The 26560-nt window shown below is 71.7% G+C and carries 23 protein-coding genes and 1 tRNA gene; 17 read left to right on the top strand and 7 right to left on the bottom strand.

From position 1 onward, the window contains the following. The first annotated feature begins 29 nt into the window (after positions 1–29). From J7E94_RS22815 to J7E94_RS22775, 9 genes are all read left to right on the top strand, one after another. Positions 30–902 (top strand): xanthine dehydrogenase family protein subunit M, encoded by an 873-nt coding sequence (locus tag J7E94_RS22815; protein WP_215018342.1) that lies wholly within the window; start codon positions 30–32, stop codon positions 900–902. Then, the gene (locus tag J7E94_RS22810; protein WP_215018340.1) at positions 899–2920 is read left to right on the top strand and encodes a 2Fe-2S iron-sulfur cluster-binding protein; all 2022 of its coding nucleotides are present in this window, start codon (positions 899–901) and stop codon (positions 2918–2920) included. Before J7E94_RS22815 ends, J7E94_RS22810 begins: the two co-directional genes overlap by 4 nt. 44 nt (positions 2921–2964) lie before the next feature. After that, positions 2965–5259 (top strand): xanthine dehydrogenase family protein molybdopterin-binding subunit, encoded by a 2295-nt coding sequence (locus tag J7E94_RS22805; protein WP_215018416.1) that lies wholly within the window; start codon positions 2965–2967, stop codon positions 5257–5259. A 170-nt stretch (positions 5260–5429) separates the two neighbouring features. Beyond that, a complete protein-coding gene (locus J7E94_RS22800; protein WP_215018338.1) occupies positions 5430–5978 on the top strand; it encodes a hypothetical protein in 549 nt (182 codons plus the stop codon). After that, positions 5971–7413 (top strand): WXG100 family type VII secretion target, encoded by a 1443-nt coding sequence (locus J7E94_RS22795; RefSeq protein WP_215018336.1) that lies wholly within the window; start codon positions 5971–5973, stop codon positions 7411–7413. Before J7E94_RS22800 ends, J7E94_RS22795 begins: the two co-directional genes overlap by 8 nt. A 21-nt stretch (positions 7414–7434) precedes the next feature. Further along, positions 7435–8604 (top strand): type VII secretion-associated serine protease mycosin, encoded by a 1170-nt coding sequence (gene mycP / locus J7E94_RS22790; RefSeq protein ID WP_215018334.1) that lies wholly within the window; start codon positions 7435–7437, stop codon positions 8602–8604. 61 nt (positions 8605–8665) lie between these two features. Beyond that, positions 8666–9091 (top strand): hypothetical protein, encoded by a 426-nt coding sequence (locus J7E94_RS22785; RefSeq protein WP_215018331.1) that lies wholly within the window; start codon positions 8666–8668, stop codon positions 9089–9091. 12 nt (positions 9092–9103) lie between these two features. Further along, a complete protein-coding gene (locus tag J7E94_RS22780) occupies positions 9104–11437 on the top strand; it encodes a DUF6571 family protein (protein ID WP_215018329.1) in 2334 nt (777 codons plus the stop codon). A gap of 69 nt (positions 11438–11506) precedes the next feature. Next, the gene (locus tag J7E94_RS22775; RefSeq protein WP_215018327.1) at positions 11507–12154 is read left to right on the top strand and encodes a hypothetical protein; all 648 of its coding nucleotides are present in this window, start codon (positions 11507–11509) and stop codon (positions 12152–12154) included. A 74-nt stretch (positions 12155–12228) separates the two neighbouring features. Here J7E94_RS22775 and J7E94_RS22770 read toward each other — a convergent pair. Further along, a tRNA-OTHER gene (locus J7E94_RS22770) sits at positions 12229–12326 on the bottom strand. 171 nt (positions 12327–12497) lie between these two features. Between J7E94_RS22770 and J7E94_RS22765 the strand changes: the two genes are divergently transcribed. The 6 genes from J7E94_RS22765 to J7E94_RS22740 all read left to right on the top strand — a co-directional run bounded on the left by J7E94_RS22765 (position 12498) and on the right by J7E94_RS22740 (position 18479). Beyond that, a complete protein-coding gene (locus tag J7E94_RS22765; protein ID WP_215018325.1) occupies positions 12498–13970 on the top strand; it encodes an MFS transporter in 1473 nt (490 codons plus the stop codon). Between the two features lie 43 nt (positions 13971–14013). Continuing rightward, positions 14014–14211 (top strand): Arc family DNA-binding protein, encoded by a 198-nt coding sequence (locus tag J7E94_RS22760; protein WP_215018414.1) that lies wholly within the window; start codon positions 14014–14016, stop codon positions 14209–14211. Then, positions 14212–14595: a type II toxin-antitoxin system death-on-curing family toxin gene (locus tag J7E94_RS22755; protein WP_215018322.1), complete on the top strand. Its 384-nt coding sequence runs from the start codon at positions 14212–14214 to the stop codon at positions 14593–14595. A gap of 115 nt (positions 14596–14710) precedes the next feature. Continuing rightward, positions 14711–16495 (top strand): DEAD/DEAH box helicase, encoded by a 1785-nt coding sequence (locus tag J7E94_RS22750; RefSeq protein ID WP_215018320.1) that lies wholly within the window; start codon positions 14711–14713, stop codon positions 16493–16495. Positions 16496–16843: 348 nt separating this feature from the next. Beyond that, a complete protein-coding gene (locus J7E94_RS22745) occupies positions 16844–17485 on the top strand; it encodes an IclR family transcriptional regulator (RefSeq protein WP_215018318.1) in 642 nt (213 codons plus the stop codon). A gap of 211 nt (positions 17486–17696) precedes the next feature. Next, positions 17697–18479 (top strand): PDZ domain-containing protein, encoded by a 783-nt coding sequence (locus tag J7E94_RS22740; RefSeq protein WP_215018412.1) that lies wholly within the window; start codon positions 17697–17699, stop codon positions 18477–18479. Here J7E94_RS22740 and J7E94_RS22735 read toward each other — a convergent pair. The 4 genes from J7E94_RS22735 to J7E94_RS22720 form a co-directional block, all read right to left on the bottom strand. Then, entirely contained in the window at positions 18409–19701 is a 1293-nt protein-coding gene (locus J7E94_RS22735; RefSeq protein WP_215018316.1) for an MFS transporter, read from the bottom strand. The two genes, J7E94_RS22740 and J7E94_RS22735, sit on opposite strands and share 71 nt — an antisense overlap. Beyond that, the gene (locus tag J7E94_RS22730; protein ID WP_215018314.1) at positions 19698–19913 is read right to left on the bottom strand and encodes a hypothetical protein; all 216 of its coding nucleotides are present in this window, start codon (positions 19911–19913) and stop codon (positions 19698–19700) included. The genes J7E94_RS22735 and J7E94_RS22730 overlap by 4 nt, the downstream gene beginning before the upstream one ends. Positions 19914–19999: 86 nt before the next feature. Continuing rightward, on the bottom strand, positions 20000–20656 hold the full coding sequence (locus J7E94_RS22725; RefSeq protein ID WP_215018312.1) for a helix-turn-helix domain-containing protein: 657 nt from the start codon (positions 20654–20656) through the stop codon (positions 20000–20002). Between the two features lie 86 nt (positions 20657–20742). Next, positions 20743–21219 carry an Lrp/AsnC family transcriptional regulator gene (locus J7E94_RS22720; protein ID WP_215018310.1) on the bottom strand — a complete coding sequence of 159 codons (477 nt, stop codon included), beginning with the start codon at positions 21217–21219 and terminating at the stop codon, positions 20743–20745. 131 nt (positions 21220–21350) lie between these two features. Here J7E94_RS22720 and hppD point away from each other — a divergent pair, with 131 nt between their 5' ends. Further along, positions 21351–22496, top strand: coding sequence for a 4-hydroxyphenylpyruvate dioxygenase (hppD, locus tag J7E94_RS22715; protein WP_215018308.1), 1146 nt, complete (start codon positions 21351–21353; stop codon positions 22494–22496). A gap of 358 nt (positions 22497–22854) precedes the next feature. On the opposite strand, the gene J7E94_RS22710 is transcribed toward hppD, so the two are convergent. After that, complete coding sequence (locus J7E94_RS22710) at positions 22855–24432, bottom strand: tetratricopeptide repeat protein (RefSeq protein ID WP_215018306.1); 1578 nt, start codon at positions 24430–24432, stop codon at positions 22855–22857. Between the two features lie 124 nt (positions 24433–24556). On the opposite strand from J7E94_RS22710, the gene J7E94_RS22705 reads away from it, so the two are divergent. Then, complete coding sequence (locus J7E94_RS22705) at positions 24557–25939, top strand: FAD-binding oxidoreductase (protein ID WP_215018305.1); 1383 nt, start codon at positions 24557–24559, stop codon at positions 25937–25939. Positions 25940–25961: 22 nt separating this feature from the next. Here J7E94_RS22705 and J7E94_RS22700 read toward each other — a convergent pair whose 3' ends face one another. Beyond that, positions 25962–26441 (bottom strand): SsgA family sporulation/cell division regulator, encoded by a 480-nt coding sequence (locus J7E94_RS22700; protein WP_215018304.1) that lies wholly within the window; start codon positions 26439–26441, stop codon positions 25962–25964. Positions 26442–26560 lie beyond the last annotated feature (119 nt).

Below are 26560 nucleotides of genomic sequence, written 5' to 3'. Positions count from 1 at the left end.
GACCGGGACATCGGGAAGGGGCAGCTGGGTTGACCACGCACGCACCGCAGGCGGCGCAGTCCGTGACGCTGCCGGCCTCACTCGAGGAGGCCGTGGCGGCACTCGCCGCCATGCCCGCCGCCGTGCCCGTGGCGGGCGGCACCGACCTCATGGCCGCCGTCAACGCCGGGCTGCTGCGGCCCGCCGCGCTGGTGGGCCTGGGCCGGATCAATGAGATCCGCGGCTGGCAGTACCAGGACGGCCACGCGCTGCTCGGCGCGGGACTGACCCACGCGCGCATGGGGCGGCCGGATTTCGCCGCGCTGATCCCCGGGCTGGCGGCCGCCGCGCGCGCCGCCGGGCCCCCGCAGATCCGCAACGCCGGCACCCTCGGCGGGAACATCGCCACCGCCGCGCCCACGGGTGACGCCCTCCCCGTGCTGGCCGCGCTGGAGGCCGTGCTCGTCATCGTCGGCCCGGTCGGATCGCGCGAGGTCCCGGTCTCGCACCTGCTGGCCGGCCGGGAGATGCTGCGGCCCGGGGAGCTGATCGGCTTCGTACGGGTGCCGCTGCTGCACGCGCCGCAGGTGTTCCTCAAGGCCACGGGGCGTACGGGGCCGGGGCGCGCGGTGGCGTCCGTGGGGCTGGTGCTGGACCCCGCGCGCCGGGGCGTGCGCTGCGCGATCGGCGCGGTCGCCCCGATGCCGCTGCGGCCGCTGGAGGCCGAGCAGTGGGTGGCCTCGCTGATCGACTGGGACGGCGAGCGGAGCCTGGCCCCCGAGGCGCTGGAGGCCTTCGGCGAGTACGTCGCGGCCGCCTGCGTTCCCGACCAGGGGGAACCGGTGGCTCCCGGTGTACTGCATCTGCGGCGGACGGTGGCCGTGCTGGCACGCAGGGCCCTGGGGAGGGCGCTGACCTCATGAGCGGGAACGAGAACGAGAACGTGAGCCAGGGCCAGGGGAACGGCGCGGCGGACTGGGGCTGGGAACCGGTCCCGCAGGGCGGCGAGCACGACTCGGACGCGACGGCCTTCGTGAAGCTGCCGCAGGACATGCTGGACGCGCTCGGCACGGGTGAGCCGCTCGCGGCGCCCGGGCACGGCTACGTGCCGCCGCCGATGATCGTGCCGCTCGGCTCGGCCAGTACGGACCCGGCGGCCACGGGCACGTGGGCGATGCCGGTGCACTGGCCGGAGGCGGGGGCTTCGGTTCCGGTCGACTCGGCGGGCGGCGGTGCCGCTGCATCTGCTCCTTCTCCGGCGCCGGTCGGTGGGCCGATCCCGGCGTCGATCCCGATCCCGGCGTCGGTGGCCGCGGCGTTCGCCGAGGCCGAGCCGGAGCCCGATCCGGCGGCGACCGCGGAATGGCGGTTCCCGGACGTGCCGCCGGAGCCCGAGGGCGGGGCGACCGGCCAGTGGGCCATGCCGGACATCTCCCACATCTCCCACATCTCCCACATCTCCCACATCTCGCATATGTCGAACATGTCGACCGCGCAGGAACGGGCCGAGCAGTCGGGCGAGTTCCGGCAGAGCGGGCTGGACGCCGACTGGAGCCAGGCCCCGGCGACGCTGCCGGGCGGCGCCGCGGCGCCCTGGGCGAACCACCCCGACTTCGAGGGCGCGCGCGGGTACGCGGCGCAGCAGCCGGCCGGGGAGCCGGACCCGGGCGTCCTGCCGGGCACGGACGAGGCGGTGGCTTCGGCGGCGGCCGACGCGGCCACGGGCGCCGAGCGGCTGCTCGGCGGGCCAGAGGTCGGCGCCATGGGGCGCGGCCCGCGGGTGCTGGGCGGCCCCGGGGTGGGCACCCCGCTGCCGGAGGGCGAGCCGGTGCATCCGGCTCCGCATGACATCGAGGCCTCCCACGGGCCGGCGGAAATGCCGGTCGAGGGGTCCCGGCCCGCGCCGTCGGCGCCGGCCGCACCGCCCGCGTCGTCGGGATCGCCCGCGTCGTCGGCATCGGCCGCGGCGCCGGCATCGGCCGCGGCGCCGGCAGGGCGCGAGGGGACCGACGGGCACGGCTTCTCGGCGTTCGGCCACGCGCCGGAGCCGGTGGTCGCGGCCGAGCCGGACCCGGCGGCCGGGCCGGAGTCCGAGGCCGTGGTCGCGGCCGAGCCGGTGGGCGCGGCCGGGCCCGCGCCGGAGCCGGCCGACGCGGAGGGGCACGGCTTCGCCGAAGCCGCCCCGGCACCGGCTGGAAGCGGGCCCGAGCCCACGTCGAATGCGGACACCGCCGACACTGCTGTGGTGGTCCCGGACGGGGGCACCGCCGAAGGTGGCCCGGCCGAGGGGCCGGCGTACGAAAAAATCGAGGGGCTCGGGGGATTCGGGGAGCTCGCGGATGACGCGGCCGCCGAGCCCGTCACCCATCACGAGCACCCGTCGGCCTCCTACGTCCTGCGCGTCAACGGCGCCGACCGCCCCGTCACCGGCGCCTGGATCGGCGAATCCCTCCTCTACGTGCTGCGCGAGCGCCTCGGCCTCGCCGGCGCCAAGGACGGCTGCTCGCAGGGCGAATGCGGCGCCTGCGCCGTGCAGGTCGACGGCCGGCTCGTCGCCTCCTGCCTGGTGCCGGCCGCGACGGCCGCCGGGAGCGAGGTCCGGACCGTCGAAGGTCTCGCGACGGGCGGGGAACTCTCGGACGTGCAGCAGGCGTTGTGCAGGTCGGGTGCGGTGCAGTGCGGGTTCTGCGTACCGGGCATGGCCATGACCATCCACGACCTGCTGGAGGGCAACCACGCCCCCAGCGAGCTGGAGACCCGTCAGGCGCTCTGCGGCAACCTCTGCCGCTGCTCCGGCTACGCGGGGGTCATCGACGCCGTGCGCGAGGTCGTGGCCGGGCGTGAGACGGCGGCCGCGGAGTCCACGGCTTCGGCGGAGCCGCGCATTCCGCATCAGGCAGCGCCCGGCGAGGGCGGCATCCACCACGGAGGCACGGTGTGAGCGGGCAGGACGCGGCGACGGCGACGACGACGGTGAACACCACGGTGACCGCCCTGGCGGCGCCCGCGGAGGCCGCGGAACCGCAGGTACCGCGCGGAATCGGCGCCTCCGTGCCCGCCGCCGACACCCGCGCCAAGACCGAGGGCACCTTCCCCTACGCCGCCGACCTGTGGGCCGAGGGGCTCCTGTGGGCCGCCGTGCTCCGCTCCCCGCACGCCCACGCCCGGATCCTCTCCATCGACACCTCGGCCGCCGCCGAGATGCCCGGCGTCCGCGCCGTCGTCACCCACGCCGACGTCCCCGGCGCCACCACCCACGGCCGCCGCATCGCCGACCGGCCGGTCTTCGCGCACGACGTCGTACGCCACCACGGCGAGCCCATCGCCGCCGTCGCCGCCGACCACCCGGACACCGCCCGCCTCGCCGCGGCCGCGATCGCCGTCGAGTACGAGCTCCTCGACCCGGTCACCGACCCCGAGCAGTCCTTCGGCGCCGCCCCGCTGCACCCCGACGGCAACCTGATCCGGCACATCCCGCTCCGCTACGGCGACCCGGAGGCCACCGGCGAGGTCGTCGTCGACGGCCTGTACCGCATCGGCCGCCAGGACCCCGCCCCCATCGGCGCCGAGGCCGGGCTGGCCGTGCCGCGCCCCGACGGCGGCGTGGAGCTGTACACCGCCTCCACCGACCCGCACACCGACCGCGACCTCGCGGCCGCCTGCTTCGGCCTGGAGCCGGACCGGGTGCGCGTGGTCGTCACCGGGGTCCCGGGCGCGACGGCCGACCGCGAGGACGCCGCCTTCCAGCTGCCGCTCGGCCTGCTCGCCCTGCGCACCGGCTGCCCGGTCAAGCTGGCCGCTACCCGCGAGGAGTCCTTCCTCGGCCACACCCACCGCCACCCGACGCTGCTGCGCTACCGCCACCACGCGGACGCGGAGGGCCGCCTCGTCAAGGTCGAGGCCCAGATCCTGATGGACGCCGGCGCGTACGCGGACGCTTCGGCGGAGTCGCTGGCCGCCGCGGTGGCCTTCGCCTGCGGCCCGTACGTCGTCCCGCACGCCTTCGTCGAAGGCTGGGCGGTCCGCACGAACAACCCCCCGTCGGGCCACGTCCGGGGCGAGGGCGCGATGCAGGTCTGCGCCGCGTACGAGGGCCAGATGGACAAGCTCGCGGCCGCTCTCGGCATCGACGGCGCGGAATTGCGCATGCGCAACGTCCTCGCCACCGGCGACCTCCTCCCCACGGGCCAGACGGTGACCTGCCCGGCCCCCGTGGCCGAACTCCTGCGCTCGGTCCGCGACTACCCCCTCCCCTCCCTCCCGAAGGACACCCCGGAGGACGAGTGGCTGCTCCCGGGCGGCCTGGAGGGCGCGGGCGAGCCGGGCGCGGTGCGGCGCGGGGTCGGCTACGGCGTCGGCATGGTGCACATGCTCGGCGCGGAGGGCACGGACGAGGTCTCTACGGCGACGGTCAAGGTCGTCAACGGGTCGGCGACGGTCATCTGCGCGGCGGTGGACACCGGCCAGGGCTTCTCCACTCTCGCCCGCCAGATCGTCCAGGAGGTCCTGGGCGTCGACGAGGTGACGACGGCCCCCGTCGACACCGACCAGCCGCCGGCGGGCCCGTCGGCCCACGGCCGCCACACGTGGGTCTCGGGCGGCGCGGTCGAACGGGCCGCCAAGATGGTCCGCACCCAGCTCCTCCAGCCCATGGCCCACAAACTGGGCATGTCAACGGAACTGCTCCAGATCACAGATGGCCGGATCACGTCATACGACGGTGCCTTCTCCACGACGGTCGCGGAGGCGATGGAGGGCAAGGAGCTCTGGGCGACGGCCCAGTGCCGCCCCCACCCGACCGAGCCCCTGGACGGTGACGGCCAGGGCGACGCCTTCGTGGGCCTCGCCTTCTGCGCGATCCGTGCGGTGGTCGACGTGGACATCGAGCTGGGCTCGGTCCGCGTGGTCGAACTGGCCGTGGCCCAGGACGTCGGCCGCATCCTCAACCCCCGCCAGCTGGAAGCCCGTATCGAAGCGGGCGTCACCCAGGGCGTGGGCGCGGCCCTGACCGAAAACCTCCGCACGGTCGCGGGCCTGGTCCGCCACCCGGACCTGACGGGCTACGCCCTGCCGACGTCGCTGGACGCCCCGGTGGTCCGCATCGTCAAACTGGTCGAAGAGCGGGACGTGGTGGCTCCCTTCGGCGCGAAGGCGGCGAGCGCGGTCCCTGTGGTAACGGCGCCGGCGGCGGTAGCCTCGGCAGTACGCGCGGCCACGGGCCGCCCGGTGAACAGGCTCCCGATCAGGCCATCGGCGGCGGTCGCGGCGCCCAACTCATGACCATGTGACCCGCATTGCACGTGCAACACCGGACTTGGGACTGTCGGCGCCGGTCGCTAGAGTGATCGGTGAGAGTGCGCACGTGTGCGCGCGAACTCGTGCGAACGGGTGCGAACGGGGACGGTAGCGGTGCTTGCGCGCCGGTACTACGGGGAGACGGGGAGGCCAACGTGGCAGAGGACAACGGGGCGAGCCTGGTGGGAGCGAGCCTCGCGCTGGGGCTGGCGGGTCCGATGGGCGCGCTCGCAGGCGCTGTCTACGGGGCGGCCGCTGCGGCGCTGAAGGTTCAGTACGACGACTTGAAGGCCTATCAGAAGCTGGTCGACGGGCTCCTGACGACGCTTCAGGACTCCCCGGCGCACCACGGGAAGCTGGCCGACGGCACGCTGCCGAAGGGTGCCCTGGGCAAGGACTTCACTCAGGCCGAGAAGCTTTACAACGCGTACACCACCGTCCATACGGAGTTGCAGAAGCTGTCGAAGGGGCTGGCGGTGCAGATCGAGGCTCTCGGCATCGCCATCCAGTCTGCGGGGGGCGGCTACAGCGAGGTGGACGAGGAGACGAAGCGGCGCATGGCCCTCCTTGCCAAGCAGGCCCATGACCTGTACATCCCGAAGCTTGACCCGTACGCGGACAAGATGGCCGATGGCGGACAGTCAGCCGCGCCGAACACGTCGCAGCCGAAGGGGACGAAGAAGGGCGGTGCTCTCGATGAGTGAATTTGAGGGCTACACACACGCGCAGCTGTACGCCATGGTCGCTGCGATGGACCCGGACAAGGCCCATGACTGCGCAACGCAGCTCACCAATGCCGCCAAGACGATCGAAGAGATCGGAAATAAGCTCAAGGACCACAAGGTCAAGGGCTGGGAGGGCGAAGCGGCCGAGGCCTTCCAGAACTGGGTGAACCAGACGGGCAGCGCCACGCTGGTGCTGGCCGAGTACAGCGCCACTGGCGGCAAGTACATGGCGGAGTCCGCCCAGATCATGCGCGAGGTCAAGCCGACCGACTACGGCGCGGGCAACATGCCCAAGTACGACGCGTCTACGGAGGCGACCCTCAAGCAGAACCTCGCGACGTCCCGCGAATACCACAACGACCCGGATGCGGTGAAGCTGGGCCAGGAGGCGTGGTCGAAGCTGAGCGGAGACCACGCGCGGGCCGTGGACGCGATGACCAAGCTGGCCGGGTCGTACGAGAAGTCCTCCCAGCATATGGGGGATGCGAAGATCCCGACGTTTCCGCCGCCGCCGCCGGTGCTCGTACCGGAGCGCTATGGAGAGCAGGACATGGCGAGGCCCGGGGGAGGGTCCGGTGGGGGAGTTAGCTCGGCCGGTTCCTCGTACACGCCGTCGAGCTCGGGCAGTGGTGCGTCTTCGAGCGAGCCCGGGTGGGTGCCTGGGCACCAGCCGCAGCCGGACAACACGGTCCCGTCGGTGTCCATGCCGGGGATCCCGGACCGTAATGTGGACGTGGGCCTCGACTCCGTTGGCACGCTCCCGGATCGGACTGTGCCGCCGATGACGACCACGCCAGGTGTGCCGCTGCCCACGGGCCCCGGCCCCGTCGGTCCCACCCCCGGCCCGTTCGTCCCTCCTATGGGTCTCCCGCCGGTAGGCCGCGTGAAGGGGCTCGGTACGGGCCCAGGCCACGGCCTTGGCCCGTACCCGACTCTGACGGGTCCCGGTCATCCGGGTGGCAAGGTCGGCGGTATGCCGCCGGGCATGCCCCCGCGTGACAGCGGCATCATGGGCGGTCGTCCGATGAAGTCCAACGGTCCCAGCTCGGGCATCCCGCGTGGCACGGTCATCGGCGAAGGTGCTCAGGCTGGCCGTGGCATAGGCGGCATGGGTGGCGGCATGGGCGGTGGCGCTCACGGCGGCGCGGGCAGAGCGTCGGCAGGCCGTCGGCTGGCCTCGGAGCCGGGAGGCAGCGTCGGTGGGCGTCAGTCTGCAGCCGGTCGCCCGGTCGCGGGCGGCCAGCCGTTCACCCAGGGCGGCTCGGGACTGGTGCGAAACGGCGCTGTTGGCGCGGGCGCGCACACTCCGGGTAAGCGACGGGACGACCAGGGGGGCGAACGCCCCGACTACCTGGTTGAAGACGAAGAGACCTGGCAGGGCAACCGTCGTGTTGCTCCGCCGGTGATCGACTGAGCAGAACGGACGTTGCACGGGATGCGCATGCGTAAGGCGACCTCGGCCCTGGTGGGTCTGCTGCTGGCCGGGGTCGCCGCGACCCCGGCCCACGCGGAGACCATTCGATCGCAGCAATGGCATCTCGACGCCATGAAGGCTGACGAGATTTGGAAAATCAGCAAGGGGAAGGGCGTTACCGTCGCGGTAATCGACGATGGAATCAAGGAAATTCCCGAACTAGAAGGCCAGGTTGTCTCTGGCAAGGATTTCACGTCGCAAGGTGGCGACGGACATGCTGACAACAGCACTCACGGCACAGGCATAGCAGCCATGATCGCCGGAACGGGAAAACATCCGAGTGGCGACGGTAGCTACGGACTCGCACCTGGCGCCAAGATTCTCCCACTCCGCGTTTCTAACACTGAAATGGCAACCCCGTCGTGGGTCGCTGCCATTCGGTATGCGGCAGAATCGGATGCCAAGGTCATTAATATCTCCCTGGGTATCGACGGCAAGCCCGAAGATGATCTGGCGCGGGCCGAAGCGGTGAAATATGCGCTCTCGAAGGGCAAGCTGATCTTCGCCGCCGTGGGAAATTCTGGGGACACGCTCAACAAGGTCGAGTACCCGGGTGCGACCCCTGGGGTGGTCGGCGTAGGCGCAGTGGATCCCAGTGGCGAGCCGACCAAGGAGTCGCAGCACGGTCCCCAGGTGGACATGGCCGCGCCTGGCATCGACATCGTCACGGCTTGCACGGGCAAGACGGGGCTGTGCAAGACCTCCGGCACCAGTGACGCCTCCGCCCTCGCCTCCGCCTCCGCCGCCCTCCTCTGGTCCGCCCACCCCGACTGGACCAACAACCAGGTCCTCCGCGTTCTCCTGAACACCGCCGGCAAGCCCTTTGACGGCTCTCAGCGCAACGACTTCGTCGGCTACGGCGTGGTCCGGCCCCGCCTCGCGCTGCAGACGCCCGGCGACCCCGGTCCGGCGGACGTCTACCCCCTGCCCGACCTGGCGGCGGCGGACGCAGCCAAGAAGCCCTCGGCTTCCCCCGACGGCAAGGCTCCCGACTCGGCGGCGTCCAAGCCGGCACCGCAGGCGGAGGAGAAGAAGAGCGGCAGTTCCCTGCCTTGGATCGCCCTCGGCCTGGGAGCCTGCGTGCTCATCGGCGGAGCCGTGACCGTAGTCGTGGTGCGCCGCAACCGCTGACTGACCTGTACGACCTGACTGACCTGCCTGACGGACCCGACCTGACACGGGAGTTCACGCGATGTCGTTCGACGAGGAATGGTCGGCGGCTCGCGCCACGGCCACCGCCAATGTCTCCATGCGGCTTAACCAGGTCCCCGCCGATCCGGGCGGGGGTGGCGGTGGCGGCGACCTCGAACTCAACCAGGACCACATCGGTGCCGTCGGCTCCGAGGCGTACAAGCTCCACACCCGCCTCCAGACCGACGGCAAGCACGCCGCCACCTCCACCACCGAAGCCGCAGGCGCGCTCACGAAGGAGAACTTCGCCAGCGGGGCGGCGCTCCTCAAGGTCAACACCACCTGGGAGACCCAGGTGAAGACCCTCGTGGCCGCCTGCGCCAACATTTCCAACGGCCTGAACTACTCCCTCACCTCCCACGCCAAGGACGAGCAGCAGCTCCACGCAGACTTCACCGCGTCCGCGATCGACAAGTACCTGAAGTAGGGGCCCGCCGACATGCTGACGTACGAGAACGTGCTGAACGCACCCCTGGACAAGCTCCAGACGGCGGTCACTGACTGGACGGCGATGGCCGGCAAGCTGGACGAGATGGCCGAGGCCGCTCGCAACGGCATGAAAGCCAAGTCCGACAAGGCCGAGTGGAGCGGGGTCACCGCGGGCGTGGCGCGGGGGTTCGTCGACAAGACGGCCAAGGAGTTCGAGGACGCCGCCAAGGCGGCCAAGGGCGTCCACAAGGCCCTGACCGAGGGCCTCGCCGTCTTCAAGTCGTTCAAGGAACAGTTAAAGAAGATCGCTACGGAGGAGGCTCCCGCGGCCGGCTTCCAGGTCGACGCGTCCGGGCGGGTCTCCGCCATTCCGCCGGCGACCGAGGGTGAGCGGAACGCGGCCCGTCACGACCCCGACTACCAGCAGGCCGTGCGGGAGAACCGGGGGCTGTGGCAGCAGAAGATCGACGCCATCATCGACAACTGCGACGACGTCGACCAATCGCTGGCCCGGATGCTCGGCGCCAACGTCACCGACGGGCATGACTTCAGCGCACCGAAGTACGGCAGCCTCGATGCCGAGCAGGCGGGCCGTGCCGCCGACCTCGCGAAGAAGGGGCGGGAGCTGAGCCACGACGAGCTCGTGGAGCTCAACGAGCTGCTGGCGGACAACGCGAAGGTCCCGGAGTTCTCGAAGAACTTCTACGAGAAGCTCGGCCCCAAGGGGGCGCTCGAGTTCTTCGGGTACATGTCGACCGACACCTACGACTACTCCAAGCTCGACGAGCAGCGGCTCAAGGATGTCCAGGAGCTGCAGAAGAACCTGGGCCTCAACCTGGCGACGGCCACCAGCTCGAAGAGCGAGCCCCATCTGCCGGACTCCTACGCGCAGGAGCTGCGCAAGCTCGGCACGCAGCACATCCCGCTTGCCAAGTACGACCAGAACCCGCCGTACGGGTACCAGTTGCTCGGCGGCATCATGCGGTACGGAAACTACGACCCGAAGTTCCTGGTCCCGATCGCCGAGCACGCGACGCAGATCCACGCGAAGGACCCGGACTTCTTCAATTCGACCCGGCACATCAACGGGTTCGGCAAGAACCTGTTCAACCCGTCCGGTGTCAACGGCGCCGGCTACGACCCCGTGGTCAGTTTCCTGGAGGCGATGGGGCACAGCCCGGACGCCGCGAAGGAGTTCTTCGACCCTGAGCGCACGCCGCACGCGTACAACCAGGACGGTACTGAGAAGTCCGGCCCGGCCGACCTGGGCAAGGGCGAGGACAAGAAGCCGATCAAGAACTACCTCGACTTCTTCGGCAACGAGAAGTACGACTTCACGATCGACACGGAGAGCACGAATCCGGACGACATGAAGAAGGTCCAGCAGTACATGCCGGACGCCCTCGGGCATGCGCTGGAGGCGGCGACCCTCGGCCACGCGTGGGACGACCCGTCGCCGAAGCTTGAGCGCGACGAGGTTTCTTCGCGCATCATGCAGGAGGTCGTCTCGAAGTACGGCGGGGACGCCGAGCTGCTGAAGAACCAGGAGTCCCTGGCGGACAGCCTGGGGACTATGGGCGCGGGATACATTGACGATCTGAACCACAGCTTGCGGGAGAACGGTGGGAGGAGTTTGTTCGCGGGCGTGGGCGAAGGCCATGCGGAGTTCGAGCGGGACGACACCCTCAAGTTCCTCAGCAGCCTTGGCCAGCACCCCGACTCCTACCTCACCATGTCCCGAGCCGAGTCGGTCTTCCAGGCGTCAATGCTCGAGTCCCAGGTGGGACCCGACGGCAAGCTCAACCAGAGCGCTCTGATGGAGGCGGCCCGTACCGGCGGTGAATTTCAGGGCATTCTGGACGAGTCCCGCGGCAAGCAGATTGACGCCGACGCCAAGAAGTGGGTTGAAGACTACGAGAAGGCCGTGGAGAAGCGGTCGGGCTGGATCGAGTTCGGTACGACGGCGGCGATCGCCGCGGGTGTTGCCTTCCTGCCTGCGACGGCGGCGGCCGCTGGCGCCGCGGCGGTCATCGTGCCTCTTGCGGTGGACACGGGCAGTGGCGCGCTGGAGCAGGTCGCGGGCGGCCTGATCTCGGACTGGTCGGACGCCGAGGCGGACCGTAAGAAGGAGAAGGTGGAGGGCCAAGCCCACGAGGACAAGGCGAGTGTCTACACGAACGGCGCGGAGTTGTCCGGCTCGCCTGTGAAGCAGTTCTTGAGGCATCACCCTGTGGCACTGGACGATCCGTTCGATGAGCTGCTGACGCAGTCGAACCTGACCGGCTACAACTATGGCTGGGGTCTCGAACAGCACACCGGGAACGAGCCCGTCGTGGAGAAGTGAGGTGCGAAGGTGACTCCAGGGAGTTCGGGAACCGCTGGCCGACGTGTCGGGGCACTGGCCTTGGCGGTCATGGGTGCAACGCTGCTCGTGGGCTGCGGTGGGGACGATGACGAGCCCAGCGGGCCCGCCGAGCTGTCCGCGGCAGAGGTGTGTCCGGGGGGGATGCTCGGTCCCGACGCGGTCCGCGGCCTGGAGAAGGTCACTGAGGCCACCGTCTTCGCGCCGCCGGAGAACGGGGAGAACCCGGGCGTCACGTGGGTGGCTGGCGTACTGGCCCGCGGTTACGCCAAGGCGGGCGGCTCGCTCGGCGGGCAAGCCTGCAGGGCCACTCCACTGGACGAGAAGAACCGGCGGAAGGTTTCGGTGACCTTCGAGATCCAGAGCGAGCTGCAGCGGACCGGCGAGAACAGCGAGAGCGGCAAGGGCCACTATTGGGAGTACGACCTTGGCCGCAACGCCCTGGCGATCTCGCGTCAGGCGCAGCTGTTCTTCGACTGCGCCAGCAGCAAGCTCGCGGGTCCCGACAAGGCTGTGCCGGTCGCGGCGAGCGTCAGCGTGGCGAACGGATCCGAGGCAAACGAGCTTGAGCTGCGCGAGGCCAACCTCGCCATCGTCCACTCAGCTGCCCTGGCCATGGCCAAGGAACTCGGCTGCAAGGACAACGGCGGCCTGCCGGACAAGCTGGTGGTCAAGGAGAAGGCCGCGCCGACCGCGTGAGGCCGTGAGGCCGGCGGGCCGGGGACGTGGCGAAGGCCGCTCAGGGGAGCGCTGCCCCTGAGCGGCCTGCCGCGAAGCCGTGACCGGAATCGAACCGGCGTAACTCCCCGCGGGCGGAGCCCGCTGTTAGGCACTGTGCAGGCGAGTCCCTCAACCACTCGGGCACACGGCTGTGTGGTGGTGACGTCTACGACCGTACGAGCCCCCGCCGGGTGGGGGAAGGGATGCGCGGGTGCCGCCATACGACTGCCGTGCCGCGTTCACAGTCGTAGGTCCTCGGGCGGAGGCGGGATCCGCCTAATTGACAGGGGTGAATACCGGCTGTGCGCCTTACTCTGGGGCGATGAGTGCCCTTGAACGCCGTGCCCCCGAGAAGACCGGCCCGGTCACCCCGGCCCCGCCGACCGGCGGGATCATGGGGGCCGCGTACCGGACGCTCAGCTTCGGGATCATCTCCGTTGTCTTTCTCATTGCCTTCGAGGCCACCGCCGTGGGGACGGCCATGCCCGTCGCCGCTCGCGAGCTGGAGGGGATCGGGCTCTACGCCTTCGCCTTCTCCGCCTACTTCACCACCAGCCTCTTCGGCATGGTCCTGTCCGGGCAGTGGGCCGACCGGCACGGGCCGCTGCGGCCGCTGACCGGCGGGATCGGGGCCTTCGCCGCCGGGCTCGTGGGCTCGGGGACCGCCGGGGACATGTGGGTGTTCGTGCTCGGGCGGGCCGTGCAGGGCTTCGGCGGCGGGCTGGTCATCGTCGCGCTCTACGTCGTCGTCAGCCGGGCCTACCCGGAGCGGCTGCGGCCGGCGATCATGGCGGCCTTCGCCGCGAGTTGGGTGGTGCCGTCCATCGTCGGGCCGCTGGCTGCGGGGACCGTGACCGAGCACCTCGGATGGCGGTGGGTGTTCCTCGGGATACCGGCCCTCGTGGTCGTGCCGCTCGTCGTCGCGCTGCCCGCGATACGGCGGACGGCCTCCGGGCCGGTGGACACCGGCGCGGCGCCCGCGGCCTTCGACCGGCGGCGGATCCGGCTGGCCTTCGGGATCTCGCTCGGCGCCGGCCTGCTCCAGTACGCCGCCCAGACTGCATCCGAACCAGGCGCGCGGTGGCTGTCGCTGGTGCCCGGCATCGCCGGCGCGGCGCTGCTCGTGCCCGCCGTGCGGGGGCTGCTGCCGCGCGGGACCTACCGCGCCCGGCGCGGGCTGCCGTCCGTGGTGCTGCTGCGCGGGGTCGCGGCCGGGTCGTTCATCGCGGCCGAGAGCTTCGTGCCGCTCATGCTGGTCACCCAGCGGGGGCTCAGCCCCACCCTGGCCGGTTTCTCGCTCGCGGCGGGCGGGCTGACGTGGGCGGGCGGCTCGTGGGTGCAGTCGAAGGGACGGATGGACCCCTACCGGGAACGGCTGATGGTGGGCGGGATGGTGATGGTGGCCTTCGCGATCGCCGTGGCCCCGGCGGTGCTGATCCAGTCCGTGCCCGTGTGGACCCTCGCGCTCGCCTGGGCGGTGGGCTGCCTCGGCATGGGGCTGGTGATCGGCTCCACGAGCGTGCTGCTGCTGAAGCTGTCCGCGCCGGAAGAGGCGGGCGCCAACTCCGCCGCCCTGCAGATCTCCGACGCGCTGGCCAACGTCGTGCTGCTCGCGGCCGGCGGGGCGGCCTTCGCCGCGCTGGGCGGCGGGGCGGTGGGGGCCGGGCACACGGTGGCGGAGGGCGGCGGCGCCGCGCACCCCGCGGCCTTCCTGGTGGTGTTCCTGCCGATGGCCTGCGTGGCGCTGGTGGGGGCGTGGGTCGCGACCCGTCTGGACGGCCCCCCGAGAAAGTAGTACCACGATGGCCCCACCATCGTGGTACCGTTTTGGTATGGCGATGAACCTGCGTCTCCGCGACGATCAGCAAGAGGCCCTGAAGCTCCGTGCCGAGGAGGAGGGCCGCAGCATGCATGCCATAGTGCTCCAGGCGATTGACCGCTACCTCGAACAGGAGGCGGACCGCGAGACCGTCCGCCGGCTGGGTGAGAAGTACGCGAAGAGCCACGCCGACCTGCTGCGCCGCCTGGGGGAGTAAGTGAAGTACCTGACGGTCCAGGAAGCCCTGGACCTGGCAGAGCTCGCCATGTGCGGACAGCAGGTCGCGGTACGCGATCTGGGCCTGCTCAGCTCCGCCGTGCACCGGCCGCAGTCCCAGATGTTCGGGGTAGAGGCGTACACGGACCTGTTCGAGAAGGCCGGTGCGCTGCTCCAGTCCCTCGCGGTGAACCATCCGCTGGTGGACGGCAACAAGCGCATGGCCTGGATGTGCACGGTCGTGTTCCTCGACTTCAACGGGACCGAAATGGTCGACGTCGATCAGGACGAGTCGTACAAGCTGGTGATCGAGGTGGCCACCGGCAGCCTGGAAGACGTGGCGCAGATCGCGCGGAGATTGCGGGCGCTCCACGAAGCAATGTGACGCTCACCGCACCCCGCGAGGTCACAGGCCTGTCCCTCCGCGAGGGGCGGGCCCGCCCCGGTAGGGTGGCCCGGTTGTCCTACGTACGACTGCCGAGAGCGACGAACCGGAGACCGTGACTACTACCGCCTCCCACCACCTCTCACCCGCCTTCCCCGGCCGTGCGCCGTGGGGCACCGCCAGCAAGCTGCGTGCCTGGCAGGAGGGTGCCCTGAACCGGTACATCGAGACGCAGCCGCGCGACTTCCTCGCGGTGGCGACCCCCGGCGCCGGCAAGACCACCTTCGCGCTGACCCTGGCCTCCTGGCTGCTGCACCACCACGTGGTCCAGCAGGTGACCGTGGTCGCGCCGACCGAGCACCTCAAGAAGCAGTGGGCGGAGGCGGCGGCGCGGATAGGCATCCGGCTGGACCCCGAGTACTCCGCCGGGCCGCTCAGCAAGGACTACCACGGGGTCGCCGTCACCTACGCGGGTGTCGGCGTACGGCCGATGCTGCACCGCAACCGCTGCGAGCAGCGCAAGACCCTCGTGATCCTCGACGAGATCCACCACGCGGGTGACTCGAAGTCCTGGGGCGAGGCCTGCCTGGAGGCCTTCGACCCGGCCACCCGGCGCCTGGCCCTGACCGGAACGCCCTTCCGGTCCGACACCAACCCCATTCCCTTCGTGACCTACGAGGAGGGGAACGACGGGATCCGGCGGTCCTCCGCCGACTACACCTACGGGTACGGGAACGCGCTCGGGGACGGGGTCGTCCGGCCCGTCATCTTCCTTTCCTACAGCGGCAACATGCGCTGGCGGACGAAGGCGGGCGACGAGATCGCCGCGCGCCTCGGCGAGCCGATGACCAAGGACGCCATCTCGCAGGCGTGGCGGACGGCGCTGGACCCGCGCGGCGACTGGATGCCGAACGTGCTGCGCGCCGCCGACCAGCGGCTGACCGAGGTCAGGAAGGGCATCCCGGACGCGGGCGGCCTCGTCATCGCCTCCGATCAGGACTCGGCGCGCGCGTACGCCAAGCTGATCCGCGAGATCACCGGGACGAAGGCGACCCTGGTGCTGTCCGACGACACCGGGGCCTCGAAGAACATCGACACCTTCAGCGGGAACCACGACCGCTGGATGGTCGCGGTCCGCATGGTGTCGGAGGGCGTCGACGTGCCGCGGCTGGCGGTGGGGGTGTACGCCACCACCATCTCGACACCGCTGTTCTTCGCGCAGGCCGTCGGGCGCTTCGTGCGTTCGCGCAGGCGCGGCGAGACGGCATCGGTGTTCCTTCCGACCATTCCCTACCTGCTCGGCTTCGCCAACGAGATGGAGGTCGAGCGCGACCACGTCCTCGACAAGCCGAAGAAGCAGGGCGAGGAGGATCCGTACGCCGAGTCCGAGAAGGAGATGGACGAGGCGAACAAGCAGGAGGACGAGGACACCGGCGAGGACGAGCAGATGTCCTTCGAGGCGCTGGAGTCCGACGCGGTCTTCGACCGGGTGCTGTACGACGGCGCCGAGTTCGGCATGCAGGCGCACCCGGGCAGCGAGGAGGAGCAGGACTACCTCGGCATCCCGGGGCTTCTGGAGCCGGACCAGGTGCAGATGCTGCTGCAGAAGCGCCAGTCGCGGCAGATCGCGCACAGCCGGCGCAAGCCGGACGCGGACGCGGACCTGCTGGAGCTGCCGGCCGACCGGCGGCCGGTGGTCTCGCACAAGGAGCTGCTGGAGCTGCGCAAGTCGCTCAACACGATGGTGGGCGCGTACGTCCACCAGAGCGGCAAGCCGCACGGGGTGATCCACACGGAGCTGCGCCGGGTGTGCGGCGGACCGCCGAGCGCGGAGGCGACGGCGGGGCAGCTGCGCGAGCGGATCAAGAAGGTACAGGAGTGGGCCACCCGTATGCGGTGATCCATTCCCACAGGGGATGAAACGGGGTCCGTGCGGAGGTTCGCACGGACTTCGTCCGGCTCGGGGTCGTACGACCGCGTTTCGGTGCACGTGGGCGGTCGCGCCGTGGGACCGGGGGCCTTCCGGAATCGGCATATAGCGGTAGCACGCGCCCGGATTCTGGACGAGCCCTTCCGCTGAGCGAACCTGCTCGCTACTGTCCCCGCATCGAACGCACCGTGGCAGCGCCGCCGCGGGAGCGCAGCCGGTGCCATGGCCGCTACCGGCGGCCTCTCCACGCGTCGCCGACGGACCGGCGGCGTGCCACCCAGAGAGTTACCGCCGCTCACCGAAAGAGGGAGAGGCGTCGTGACCGCGGAAACCTCCCAGACTCTCGACAGAGGGCTCAGAGTCCTCAAACTGCTCGCCGACACCGACCACGGTCTGACCGTCACCGAGCTCTCCAACCGCCTCGGTGTCAACCGCACCGTGGTCTACCGGCTCCTGGCCACACTCGAGCAGCACGCCCTGGTCCGCCGCGACCTCGGCGGGCGGGCCCGGGTCGGGCTCGGGGTGCTGCGGCTGGGCCGACAGGTCCATCCGCTCGTACGCGAGGCCGCCCTGCCCGCGCTGCGGTCCCTCGCCGAGGACATCGGGGCCACCGCGCACCTGACCCTCGTCGACGGCACCGAGGCGCTGGCCGTCGCCGTCGTGGAGCCGACCTGGACGGACTACCACGTGGCCTACCGGGCCGGCTTCCGCCACCCGCTGGACCGCGGGGCCGCCGGGCGGGCCATCCTGGCCGCCCGTCAGGGCCAGCTGATCGAGCCGGGGTACACGCTGACCCACGGGGAGCTGGAGGCGGGCGCCAGTGGCGCTGCAGCGCCGCTCGTGGGGATCACCGGGCTGGAGGGCAGCGTGGGCGTTGTGATGCTGGCCGACGCGGTGCCGGAGCGGGTGGGGCCGCGGGTGGTTGACGCGGCGCGTGAGGTCGCCGACGCCCTTCGCTAGGCGCGGCCTTGGCGGTGTCCTCCGGCGCTGCCGGTGCGCTGCGGGTGCGCTGCCGGGTGCGGCGCCGTTGCCGGGGGCTCTGCCCCCGGACCCCCGCGCCTCAAACGCCGGCGGGGCTGGACGTGTCCGCCCGGCGGGGTTGGACGTGTCCGCCCGGCGGGGCTGGGGCGGTGGGGTGGGCCGATAGATTGGGGGCGTGCTCTCTCGTCTCATGCGTCTGCCGCGTCCTGCCGCACTGGCCGTTTGCGCCGTGCCGGTCATCGGGCTGTTCGCCCTCGCGGTGTTCGCGCCGCTGCCCTTTGTGATCGCTCAGCCGGGGCTCACGGCCGACGTGCTGGGCGAGCGGGACGGCAAGGCCGTCATCGCCGTCTCCGGGGCGCCGGCCCGGGAGACCAAGGGGCAGCTCCGTATGACCACCATCCAGGCCACCGGGCCCTCCACGAGCGTGAACCTGCCCGAGCTCGTCGGCCACTGGTTCGACACCACCCGGGCCGTCCTGCCCAAGGAGGCGGTGTACTCCTCGGGCGGAAGCGACAAGGAGATCGAGGAGCACAACCTGGAGGAAATGGCCAGGTCCCAGTCGACGGCCACCGACGTCGCCCTCGGCTACCTCCACAAGGACCCGAAGGACGTGAAGGTCGAGCTGAACCTCGCCGATGTCGGCGGTCCGAGCGCCGGGCTGCTCTTCTCCCTCGGCATCGTCGACAAGCTCGACGGTGACGGCAGCGGCGGCGACCTCACCGGCGGACGCACCATCGCCGGTACGGGCACCATCTCAGCTGACGGCGAGGTCGGCGCGGTCGGCGGGGTGGCCCTGAAGACCCAGGCCGCGCGGCGCGACGGGGCGACCGTGTTCCTCGTACCGAAGGCGGAGTGCTCGGACGCCCGGTCGGAACTCCCCGAGGGGCTCCGGCTGGTGCCCGTCACTTCGCTGACGGATGCGGTGAACGCCCTTCGCGCGCTGAACCGGGGAGAGGCCGTTCCGGCCTGCTGAGCGGCGCGCGGTCCAGCCCTCGCCAGGCCGGGAAGACCACCGGGGCGAGCGTGGTCAGCAGGTACGCGCCCCCGAACAGCAGCAGTGCCCGGGGCGCGCCGAAGCCGTCGACCAGCAGGCCGGCCGCCAGTCCGCCGAGCGGCATGGTCAGTTCGCAGCCCGCCGTGCTCACCCCCGAGACGCGGGTGCGCAGCTCTTCCGGGATCCGCTCGTACATGACCGTGGTCAGGACCGGGTTGAGCACGCCCGCGCCCAGGCCGGCCAGCGCCATGATCACCGCGAGCGGCAGTGCGGTGTCCGTGAAGGCGGCCGTCACATAGCGGGGCGCCCCGCAGAGCAGGAACGCCGCCGCGAACACCGCCCGGCGCGGGAACCGCTCGCCCCACGCCCCGTAGAGCAGGGCGCCCAGCAGTGCGAAGCCGCCGAAGAGGGAGATCATCAGGCCGAGGGCGGTGGCGCCGCCGAGGGCTTCCCGGCCGTGCACCGGCAGCAGGACCGAGGACCAGCCCTGGTCCAGGCCGTTGGTCATCATGACCATCACGGTGATGCCCATCAGCAGGCGCGAGCGGGTCAGGAAGGCCCAGCCTTCGGCCAGTTCGGCCCGGTAGGCGGCGAACGAGACCTCTCCGGCGGCCCGTTGTGGTTCGGCGGCCGGGATTCCGCGCAGGAAGGCGGAGACCAGCAGGGCGGAGGCCCCGAAGGTGGCCGCGTCCAGCAGCAGTACGGTCTCGGCGCCGAAGGCCGCGATCAGTACGCCGGCCAGCGCGGCCCCGATCATCCGGGCCCCGCGCGAGACCGCGTCGTAGAGGCTGGCCGCGCGGGCGAGGGTGGTGCCCGCGTGCTCGGCGAGGTCGGGGAGCAGGACGTAGCGGGCGGTCAGGCCCGGCGTGTGCACGAGGCCGCCGACGGCCATCAGCGCGCACAGCATCCAGAACTCCAGGACGCCCGCGTGGTGCAGCAGCGGGATCGCGCCGACCGACATGCCGCAGATCACATCGGAGACGGCGGAGACCCGGCGCCGGCCGATCCGGTCGATGACCGGGCCGCCGACGAGCGCGGCGATGACAACGGGCAGGGTGGCGCAGAAGGCGACGATCCCGGCCCGGCCGGCGCTGCCCGTGGTCTGGAGCACGAACCACGGGACACCGATGAGGGTGAGTGAACTCCCGGCGATGGAGATGGTGTTGGCGGCCAGGACGGCCGTGAACGGCCGCCTGCTCATGCCGCGTGCGGGTGCTGGAGGCGGGTGTGGATGTGGGCCGGCTCCATCAGGCGTATGCCGGCGCCGATCAGGGCCTCGCCGAGCCGGTTGCGCAGAGCGGGGGTGGCGGGGGCGCCGGCGGCGGTCTGCTGGGCGCGGTGCCAGGCGGCGGCCTCGGCGGCGAGCTCGGCCGTGCGGGCGGCGTGCGTGTGGGCGTGGAGGAAGGCGTGCATGGCGGGACTCCTTCTGCGAAGCGACGTGTGCGGCGTGCGGCGTGCGGCGTGCGGCGTGCGGCGTGCGCGAGGGCTGCTCGGCGGGGCTACTCGGCGGCGCGGCGCGGGAAGGCGTGCGTGTGGAAACGGACGGTCTCCACGCCTTCGGCGTCCGGCGCGTGCGGCAGGTCGCGGTAACTGTTGATCAACTCATGGAGTGTGTCGACCAGTTCGCGACTCTGCTCGGCGGTCAGCCTGAGCGTGAAGTCGCTGATGTCCGAGGCGCCGCGCCACTGGGGCGTCCAGGTGTGCGCGGTGCCGAGCCAGGTGGTCAGCTCCTGCGCGTGGATCTTCGTGATCTCGGAGAGGAAGACGTCCGCCGCGGCCCGGGTCGCCGGGTCGTCCTCGAAGATCAGCGCCTCGTCGAAGGCCGTGCCGTCGTGGGCGGCCTTCCACCAGCGCTCCCGGCCCTTCCCGTGTTCGGGCGCGTCCTCGACGAACCCGTGCACCGCGAGCTGGCGCAGGTGGTAGCTGGTGGCCCCGCTGGACTCCCCGAGTTTCGCCGCCAGTTGCGAGGCCGTGGCCGGGCCGCCCTGGCGCAGCGCGCTCAGCAGGCGCATGCGCAGGGGGTGGGCGAGGCCGCGCAGGGCGTGCGCGTCGAGCATCCGGACCTGGGGCTCGGCGGCCCCCTGCGGGGGCGCGGAGTCCGCGACCCCATGGGTGCCTTCGGCGGCTTCGGCGGCTTCGGTGTTCTTCTCGGGCATGCCTCGACCATAGAGTTGCAAAGATGTCCATGCAAGGGTTTCTTTGCAACGTCTTCTTTGGAACTCCGGCGCTCGGCTGCCCCGGGTCAGCGGCTGTCGTCCTCGGCCGCCTGCTCGACCAGCGGGATGATCCGCAAGGGCACGGGATTCTCCATGACGATGGCCGTCGAAGCCCGCACGATCCCCTCGAACCCGACCACCCGGTCGATCACCCGCTGGAGGTCGGCGTTGGACCGGGCCACGAGCCGGCACAGCATGTCCCCGTGCCCCGTGGTGGTGTGCAGCTCCAGCACCTCCGGCACCCCGTCCAGGTGGGCCCGTACGTCCGCCCCCTGCCCCTGCTTGATCTCCAGGGTGGCGAACGCGGTCACCGGGTAGCCGAGGGCCGCCGGATCGACCTGCGGGCCGAAGCCGCGGATGACTCCGTTCGACTGGAGCCGGTCCAGCCGGGCCTGTACGGTCCCGCGGGCCACGCCGAGGCGGCGCGAGGCCTCCAGGACCCCGATCCGGGGCTCGCGGGCGAGCAGGACGATGAGCCGGCCGTCGAGGTCGTCGATGCCCATGGGTGCCTCCCGGGGTCTGGGGGTGGTCATAGTGCACAGATGTTTCAGCCATCCTGCGGCGATGCTGGTCAGTATGTACAGCAGAAATGGAAACTATTGCGCAGCTTGTGGATCGGCGGGACTCTGCGCTCATGACTGAGACCCTCGACACCACCCCGCACACCGCGCGTGAGGCAGACCCCTTCCCGGTGAAGGGCATGGACGCGGTCGTCTTCGCCGTCGGCAACGCCAAGCAGGCCGCGCACTACTACTCGACCGCCTTCGGCATGAAGCTCGTCGCCTACTCCGGACCGGAGAACGGCGTCCGCGAGACCGCCAGCTACGTCCTGACCAACGGCGGCGCACGCTTCGTGCTGACCTCCGTCATCAAGGCGACGACCGACCGCGGCCGCTTCCTCGCCGAGCACGTCGCCGACCACGGCGACGGCGTGATCGACCTCGCCATCGAGGTCCCGGACGTGCGGGCGGCATACGCGTACGCCGTCGAGCACGGCGCGCGCGGCCTGGACGAGCCGTACGAGGTCAAGGACGAGCACGGCACGGTGACGCTGGCCGCGATCGCCACGTACGGCCAGACCCGCCATACGCTCGTGCAGCGCGGGGACTACACCGGCCCGTACCTGCCCGGCTTCGTCGCCGTCGACCCGATGGTCGAGCCCCCGGCCAAGCGCACCTTCCAGGCCATCGACCACTGCGTGGGCAACGTCGAGCTCGGCCGCATGAACGAGTGGGTCGCCTTCTACAACAAGGTCATGGGCTTCACGAACATGAAGGAGTTCGTGGGCGACGACATCGCGACCGAGTACTCGGCGCTGATGTCGAAGGTGGTCGCGGACGGCACCCTGAAGGTGAAGTTCCCGATCAACGAGCCGGCGATCGCGAAGAAGAAGTCGCAGATCGACGAGTACCTGGAGTTCTACGGCGGCGCGGGCGTCCAGCACATCGCGCTGGCGACGAACGACATCGTGGCCACGGTCCGCTCCATGCGGGCGGCGGGCGTGCAGTTCCTGGACACGCCGGACTCGTACTACGACACGCTGGGCGAGTGGGCCGGCGAGACCCGCGTCCCGGTCGAGACCCTGCGCGAGCTGAAGATCCTCGTGGACCGCGACGAGGACGGCTACCTGCTGCAGATCTTCACCAAGCCGGTGCAGGACCGGCCGACGGTCTTCTTCGAGATGATCGAGCGGCACGGCTCGATGGGCTTCGGCAAGGGCAACTTCAAGGCCCTGTTCGAGGCGATCGAGCGGGAGCAGGCGAAGCGCGGCAACCTCTGAGGCCCGCCCCAGCCCGATACGCGGTGCCCTGACACGCACTGCACCGATACGGCCCGCCGGTTCATCCGGCGGGCCGTATCGGCATCTCCGGATCCCTGTCCGGATCCCGGCCCCCGTGGCCGTGCGCCACCCCCCGACCGGCGGGGGACCAGCCCCGCCGGTCGCAGGGCCGGACCGGCACCGGGGCCCTTCCCCGGGATGAAACCGGGTGGTCCAGAGGATGGAAACATGGCCGGCGGGCGCCCTGCCGCCGGCCGCCGGCAGGGCCTCGGCGCCATGTTCACCAATGACCACGGGGGATGGGCCAATACGGCGGCGACCACCGGGACCCTACGGGCGGGAGCGTCCGGTCCGGGTGTTACGGCGTGCCGGGCTTGGGCGCGGGCTTCTCCGGTTTCGGCGCGGACTTCTCCGGCTTCTCCGGCTTCTCCCGCTTCGCCGCAGCCGGCTTAGGCTGCGGCTGCGGCGCCGCCTTCGGGAGCTCCGGGGCGACCCACGGGGTGGTCGGCAGGAGGTTTTCCGGGCCGCCCGGGGGCGGTTGGCCGATCGCCGTCAGGGCCTCCTTCGCCAGCGGGGCCCGCAGGGGCGAGAAGTGCGGGTTCGTGCGCATGGCCTCCTCGAGGTGGCGCCGCGTCGCCGCCTCGTCGCCGAGGCCCCGCTCGATCATCGCCCGGTGGAAGGAGAAGTCCGCACTGCGCAGGCCCAGATCCGTCGCCTTCTTCGCGTACTCCAGCCCCGCCGCGTCCTCGCCCGCCTGGTGCAGCGCCCACCCCAGCGCATCCGCCACCTGCACGCTCTTGTGCCGCGTCCACTCCTCCGACAGCCTGCGCACCGCCGCCGCCGGATCGCCGTGGTCCGCCTCGTACAGGCCCAGCACCACGTCGTCGTCGACGCCGTTCGCATCGTCCCGCGACGCCAGCGCGCTCAGCATTCCGTACGGCGCGCGCGCCTCCTCCCCGCGGCCCAGGGAGTCCAGCAGCTCGCCCAGCTCCAGCGCCAGCCGCGGCAGCGGAGTGCGCCCCAGCGCCAGCCGGTAGTCCCGCACCGCCTCACCGTCGCGCCCCAGCGCGGCCAGCGCCCGCGCCCGGCCGCCCAGCGCCTCCGCCTGCGCCGGATCCGTCCTCAGCGAACCCTCGTACAGCCGCAGCGCCTGCGCCGCGTCGCCCCGCTCCCAGGACAGCTCCCCGAGCCGGAACAGCGCGTACGCCTTCTCCGCCGGGGTCTTCGCCGCGCCCGCCGCGTGCTCCATCGCCACCGCCGCGTCCTCGCGCCAGCCGCGGTCCCGGTAGACCTGCGAGGCCCTGACGTACGCCGCCAGCCCCGTCCGCAGCTCCAGCAGCTGCTCCGTCGCCTTCTGCGCGGCCTTGTAGTCGCCCAGGCCCGTGTAGGCGTCCACCAGCACCGGGTACGCCGTCCAGCGCCGCGGCGCCTGCGCCCGTACGAGCTCGCCCCACTTCTTCCCGGTCCCGAAGTCCCGCCGGGCGTTGGCCAGCGCCCCCATGCCCGTCATCGCGTCGAAGTTGCCCTTCTCGGCCGGGCGGACCTCCAGCGACCGCTTCAGCGCCTTCTCCGCCTTCGGGAACCAGGCCGAGTCCGCCGTGCGCCGCGCCTGCTCCAGACAGGCGGCGCCGAGCACCGCCCACGAGGCGTCGTCGTCCGGATGCGCCGCGACCCACTTCTCCCGGTCCGCGACCAGCGCCGTCAGGTCCACCGCCGCCGCGGGCGCGCCCATGCCGACCGCCTCCGCGGCCCGCTCGCTCGGCCCCGGCGGGCGGGCGTCGTCACCGGCCTTGGCCGGGCGGATCAGCAGGGCCCCGGCGATCAGGACCACGGCGACCGCGGCCGCCACGAGCGTCTTGCGGCCGGTGAAGGTCACGGGCGGCGCCGGCGTCTGCGATTCCTCGTCGATACCGTGGATACGGTCGGTTCGGTCCATGGGGTCACTGTGCGTCAATATGAAGAGCGCACCGCGGTGTCCGAAGAGGGGCGCGGGCGTGTTCACACCGATGGTCCCCCAGCTACCGCTGGGAGGTGCCCCCACCGGGTGTCACGCTGGCCCCATGGATGATGACGTCTCCGCACGGCTCACCGCCCGCCTACGCGAAGGGCTCCCGCCCGAGGCCCTGATCACCGACCCCCAGGTGGCCGACTCCTACACCTCCGACATGGCCGGCTTCTGCGCCGCCGGCACCCCGGCCGCCGTCGTCCTGCCCCGGACCGCCGAACAGGTCCGGCACGTCCTGCGCACCGCCACCGCACTGCGCGTCCCCGTGGTCCCGCAGGGCGCCCGTACCGGCCTGTCCGGCGCCGCCAACGCCACGGACGGCTGCATCGTGCTGTCCCTCGTCAAGATGGACCGGATCCTGGAGATCTCCCCCGTCGACCGGATCGCCGTCGTGGAGCCGGGCGTGGTCAACGCCGTCCTCTCCCGGGCCGTCGCCGAACAGGGCCTGTACTACCCGCCCGACCCCTCCAGCTGGGAGCAGTGCACCATCGGCGGCAACATCGGCACCGCCTCCGGCGGGCTGTGCTGCGTCAAGTACGGGGTCACCGCCGAGTACGTGCTCGGCCTCGACGTGGTCCTGGCCGACGGGCGGCTGCTGCGCACCGGCCGGCGCACCGCCAAGGGCGTCGCCGGATACGACCTCACCCGGCTCTTCGTGGGCTCCGAGGGCACCCTCGGCGTCGTCGTCCAGGCGGTGCTCGCGCTGCGCCCCGCGCCGCCCCGGCAGCTCGCGCTGGCGGCCGAGTTCCCCTCCGCCGCGGCCGCCTGCGAGGCCGTGTGCGCCGTCATGGAGGCCGGACTGACGCCCTCGCTGCTGGAGCTGATGGACCGTACGACCGTCCGGGCCGTCAACGCCCTCGGGAAGATGAGCCTGCCCGACACCACCGAGGCCCTGCTGCTCGCCGCCTTCGACACCCCGCACGCCCCCGCGGACCTCGCGGCCGTGGGGGAGCTGTGCACGGCCGCCGGAGCCACCGCCGTGGTCCCCGCCGAGGACGAGGCGGAGTCCGAACTGCTTCTCCAGGCCCGCCGGATGTCGCTGACCGCCCTGGAGACGCTGCGGCCGGCCACGATGATCGACGACGTGTGCGTACCGCGCTCGCGGCTCGCCGAGATGCTGGACGGGACGGCCGCCATCGCCCGTACGCACGACCTGCTCATCGGCGTGTGCGCGCACGCGGGCGACGGCAACACCCACCCCGTGGTCTGCTTCGACCCGGCCGACGAGGACGAGACGCGGCGGGCCCGCGCGTCCTTCGACGAGATCATGGCGCTCGGGCTGGAACTGGGCGGGACGATCACCGGCGAGCACGGGGTCGGGGTCCTGAAGAGGGAATGGCTCGCCCGCGAACTCGGCCCGGTGGGCGTGGAGATGCAGCGCGCCGTCAAACACGCCTTCGACCCGCTGGGGCTGCTCAACCCGGGCAAGCTGTTCTGACGGCGCCCCGACCCCGGCGGCGTCACAGGTCCCCGTCGGCCGACTCGTCCGACGGCCAGGGGTCGCGCAGCCGCAGCTCGTCGGCCGGGGTCGGGGTGAGCAGCTCGGCCAGCGCGTCGTCCAGGCCCAGCCGCTCGGCCTCGGTGCCGGGCGGGACGATGCGCAGCGTGCGCTCCAGCCAGGCGGACACGGAGGCGGCGGGGGCCTCCAGCAGGACTTCGCCGTCGGGGGAGCTGAGCGCCATGCAGAGCACGGCCTTGTTGTCGACCTTGGCGGGCCAGATCCGCACGTCGCCGTGGCCGCAGGGGCGGAACACCCCCTCGACCAGCAGCTCGCGGGCGAAGGTCCAGTTCACGGGGGCGCTGGAGCCGGTGTGGAAGGTGATGTGGACGGCGTACGGGTCCTCCGTGAGGTAGAGCAGCCGGGCGGGTACGGGGATGCTGCGCTCCGGGGACAGGACCAGCTGGAGTTCCAGCTCGCGCTCGATGGCGGGGTGGTGCATGGCGGCCTCACTTCGGTGCGCTGCGTGCGCTTCGCTTCTCTTCGGTGTGCGGGACGGCCGGATCGCGCCCCACACCCGGAGAGAGCTCGGTTGTGCCCGGGAATGACGCGACTTCGCGC

Source organism: Streptomyces sp. ISL-94, assembly GCF_018614075.1.
Taxonomy (GTDB): domain Bacteria; phylum Actinomycetota; class Actinomycetes; order Streptomycetales; family Streptomycetaceae; genus Streptomyces.
Note: the sequence above shows the minus strand (reverse complement) of the source record. Positions and strands in the feature narration are given on the sequence as shown.

Excerpts from the sequence above, each read along its gene's own strand:
- J7E94_RS22810 (WP_215018340.1), top strand. The coding sequence starts at position 899 with ATGAGCGGGAACGAGAACGAGAACGTGAGCCAGGGCCAGGGGAACGGC.
- J7E94_RS22730 (WP_215018314.1), bottom strand. The coding sequence starts at position 19,913 with ATGCACGCCTTCCTCCACGCCCACACGCACGCCGCCCGCACGGCCGAG.
- J7E94_RS22795 (WP_215018336.1), top strand. The coding sequence starts at position 5,971 with ATGAGTGAATTTGAGGGCTACACACACGCGCAGCTGTACGCCATGGTC.
- hppD (WP_215018308.1), top strand. The coding sequence starts at position 21,351 with ATGACTGAGACCCTCGACACCACCCCGCACACCGCGCGTGAGGCAGAC.
- J7E94_RS22700 (WP_215018304.1), bottom strand. The coding sequence starts at position 26,441 with ATGCACCACCCCGCCATCGAGCGCGAGCTGGAACTCCAGCTGGTCCTG.
- J7E94_RS22710 (WP_215018306.1), bottom strand. The coding sequence starts at position 24,432 with ATGGACCGAACCGACCGTATCCACGGTATCGACGAGGAATCGCAGACG.
- J7E94_RS22740 (WP_215018412.1), top strand. The coding sequence starts at position 17,697 with ATGCGTCTGCCGCGTCCTGCCGCACTGGCCGTTTGCGCCGTGCCGGTC.
- J7E94_RS22775 (WP_215018327.1), top strand. The coding sequence starts at position 11,507 with ATGGGTGCAACGCTGCTCGTGGGCTGCGGTGGGGACGATGACGAGCCC.
- J7E94_RS22785 (WP_215018331.1), top strand. The coding sequence starts at position 8,666 with ATGTCGTTCGACGAGGAATGGTCGGCGGCTCGCGCCACGGCCACCGCC.
- J7E94_RS22760 (WP_215018414.1), top strand. The coding sequence starts at position 14,014 with ATGAACCTGCGTCTCCGCGACGATCAGCAAGAGGCCCTGAAGCTCCGT.
- mycP (WP_215018334.1), top strand. The coding sequence starts at position 7,435 with ATGCGCATGCGTAAGGCGACCTCGGCCCTGGTGGGTCTGCTGCTGGCC.
- J7E94_RS22720 (WP_215018310.1), bottom strand. The coding sequence starts at position 21,219 with ATGGGCATCGACGACCTCGACGGCCGGCTCATCGTCCTGCTCGCCCGC.
- J7E94_RS22725 (WP_215018312.1), bottom strand. The coding sequence starts at position 20,656 with ATGCCCGAGAAGAACACCGAAGCCGCCGAAGCCGCCGAAGGCACCCAT.
- J7E94_RS22765 (WP_215018325.1), top strand. The coding sequence starts at position 12,498 with ATGAGTGCCCTTGAACGCCGTGCCCCCGAGAAGACCGGCCCGGTCACC.
- J7E94_RS22735 (WP_215018316.1), bottom strand. The coding sequence starts at position 19,701 with ATGAGCAGGCGGCCGTTCACGGCCGTCCTGGCCGCCAACACCATCTCC.
- J7E94_RS22780 (WP_215018329.1), top strand. The coding sequence starts at position 9,104 with ATGCTGACGTACGAGAACGTGCTGAACGCACCCCTGGACAAGCTCCAG.
- J7E94_RS22705 (WP_215018305.1), top strand. The coding sequence starts at position 24,557 with ATGGATGATGACGTCTCCGCACGGCTCACCGCCCGCCTACGCGAAGGG.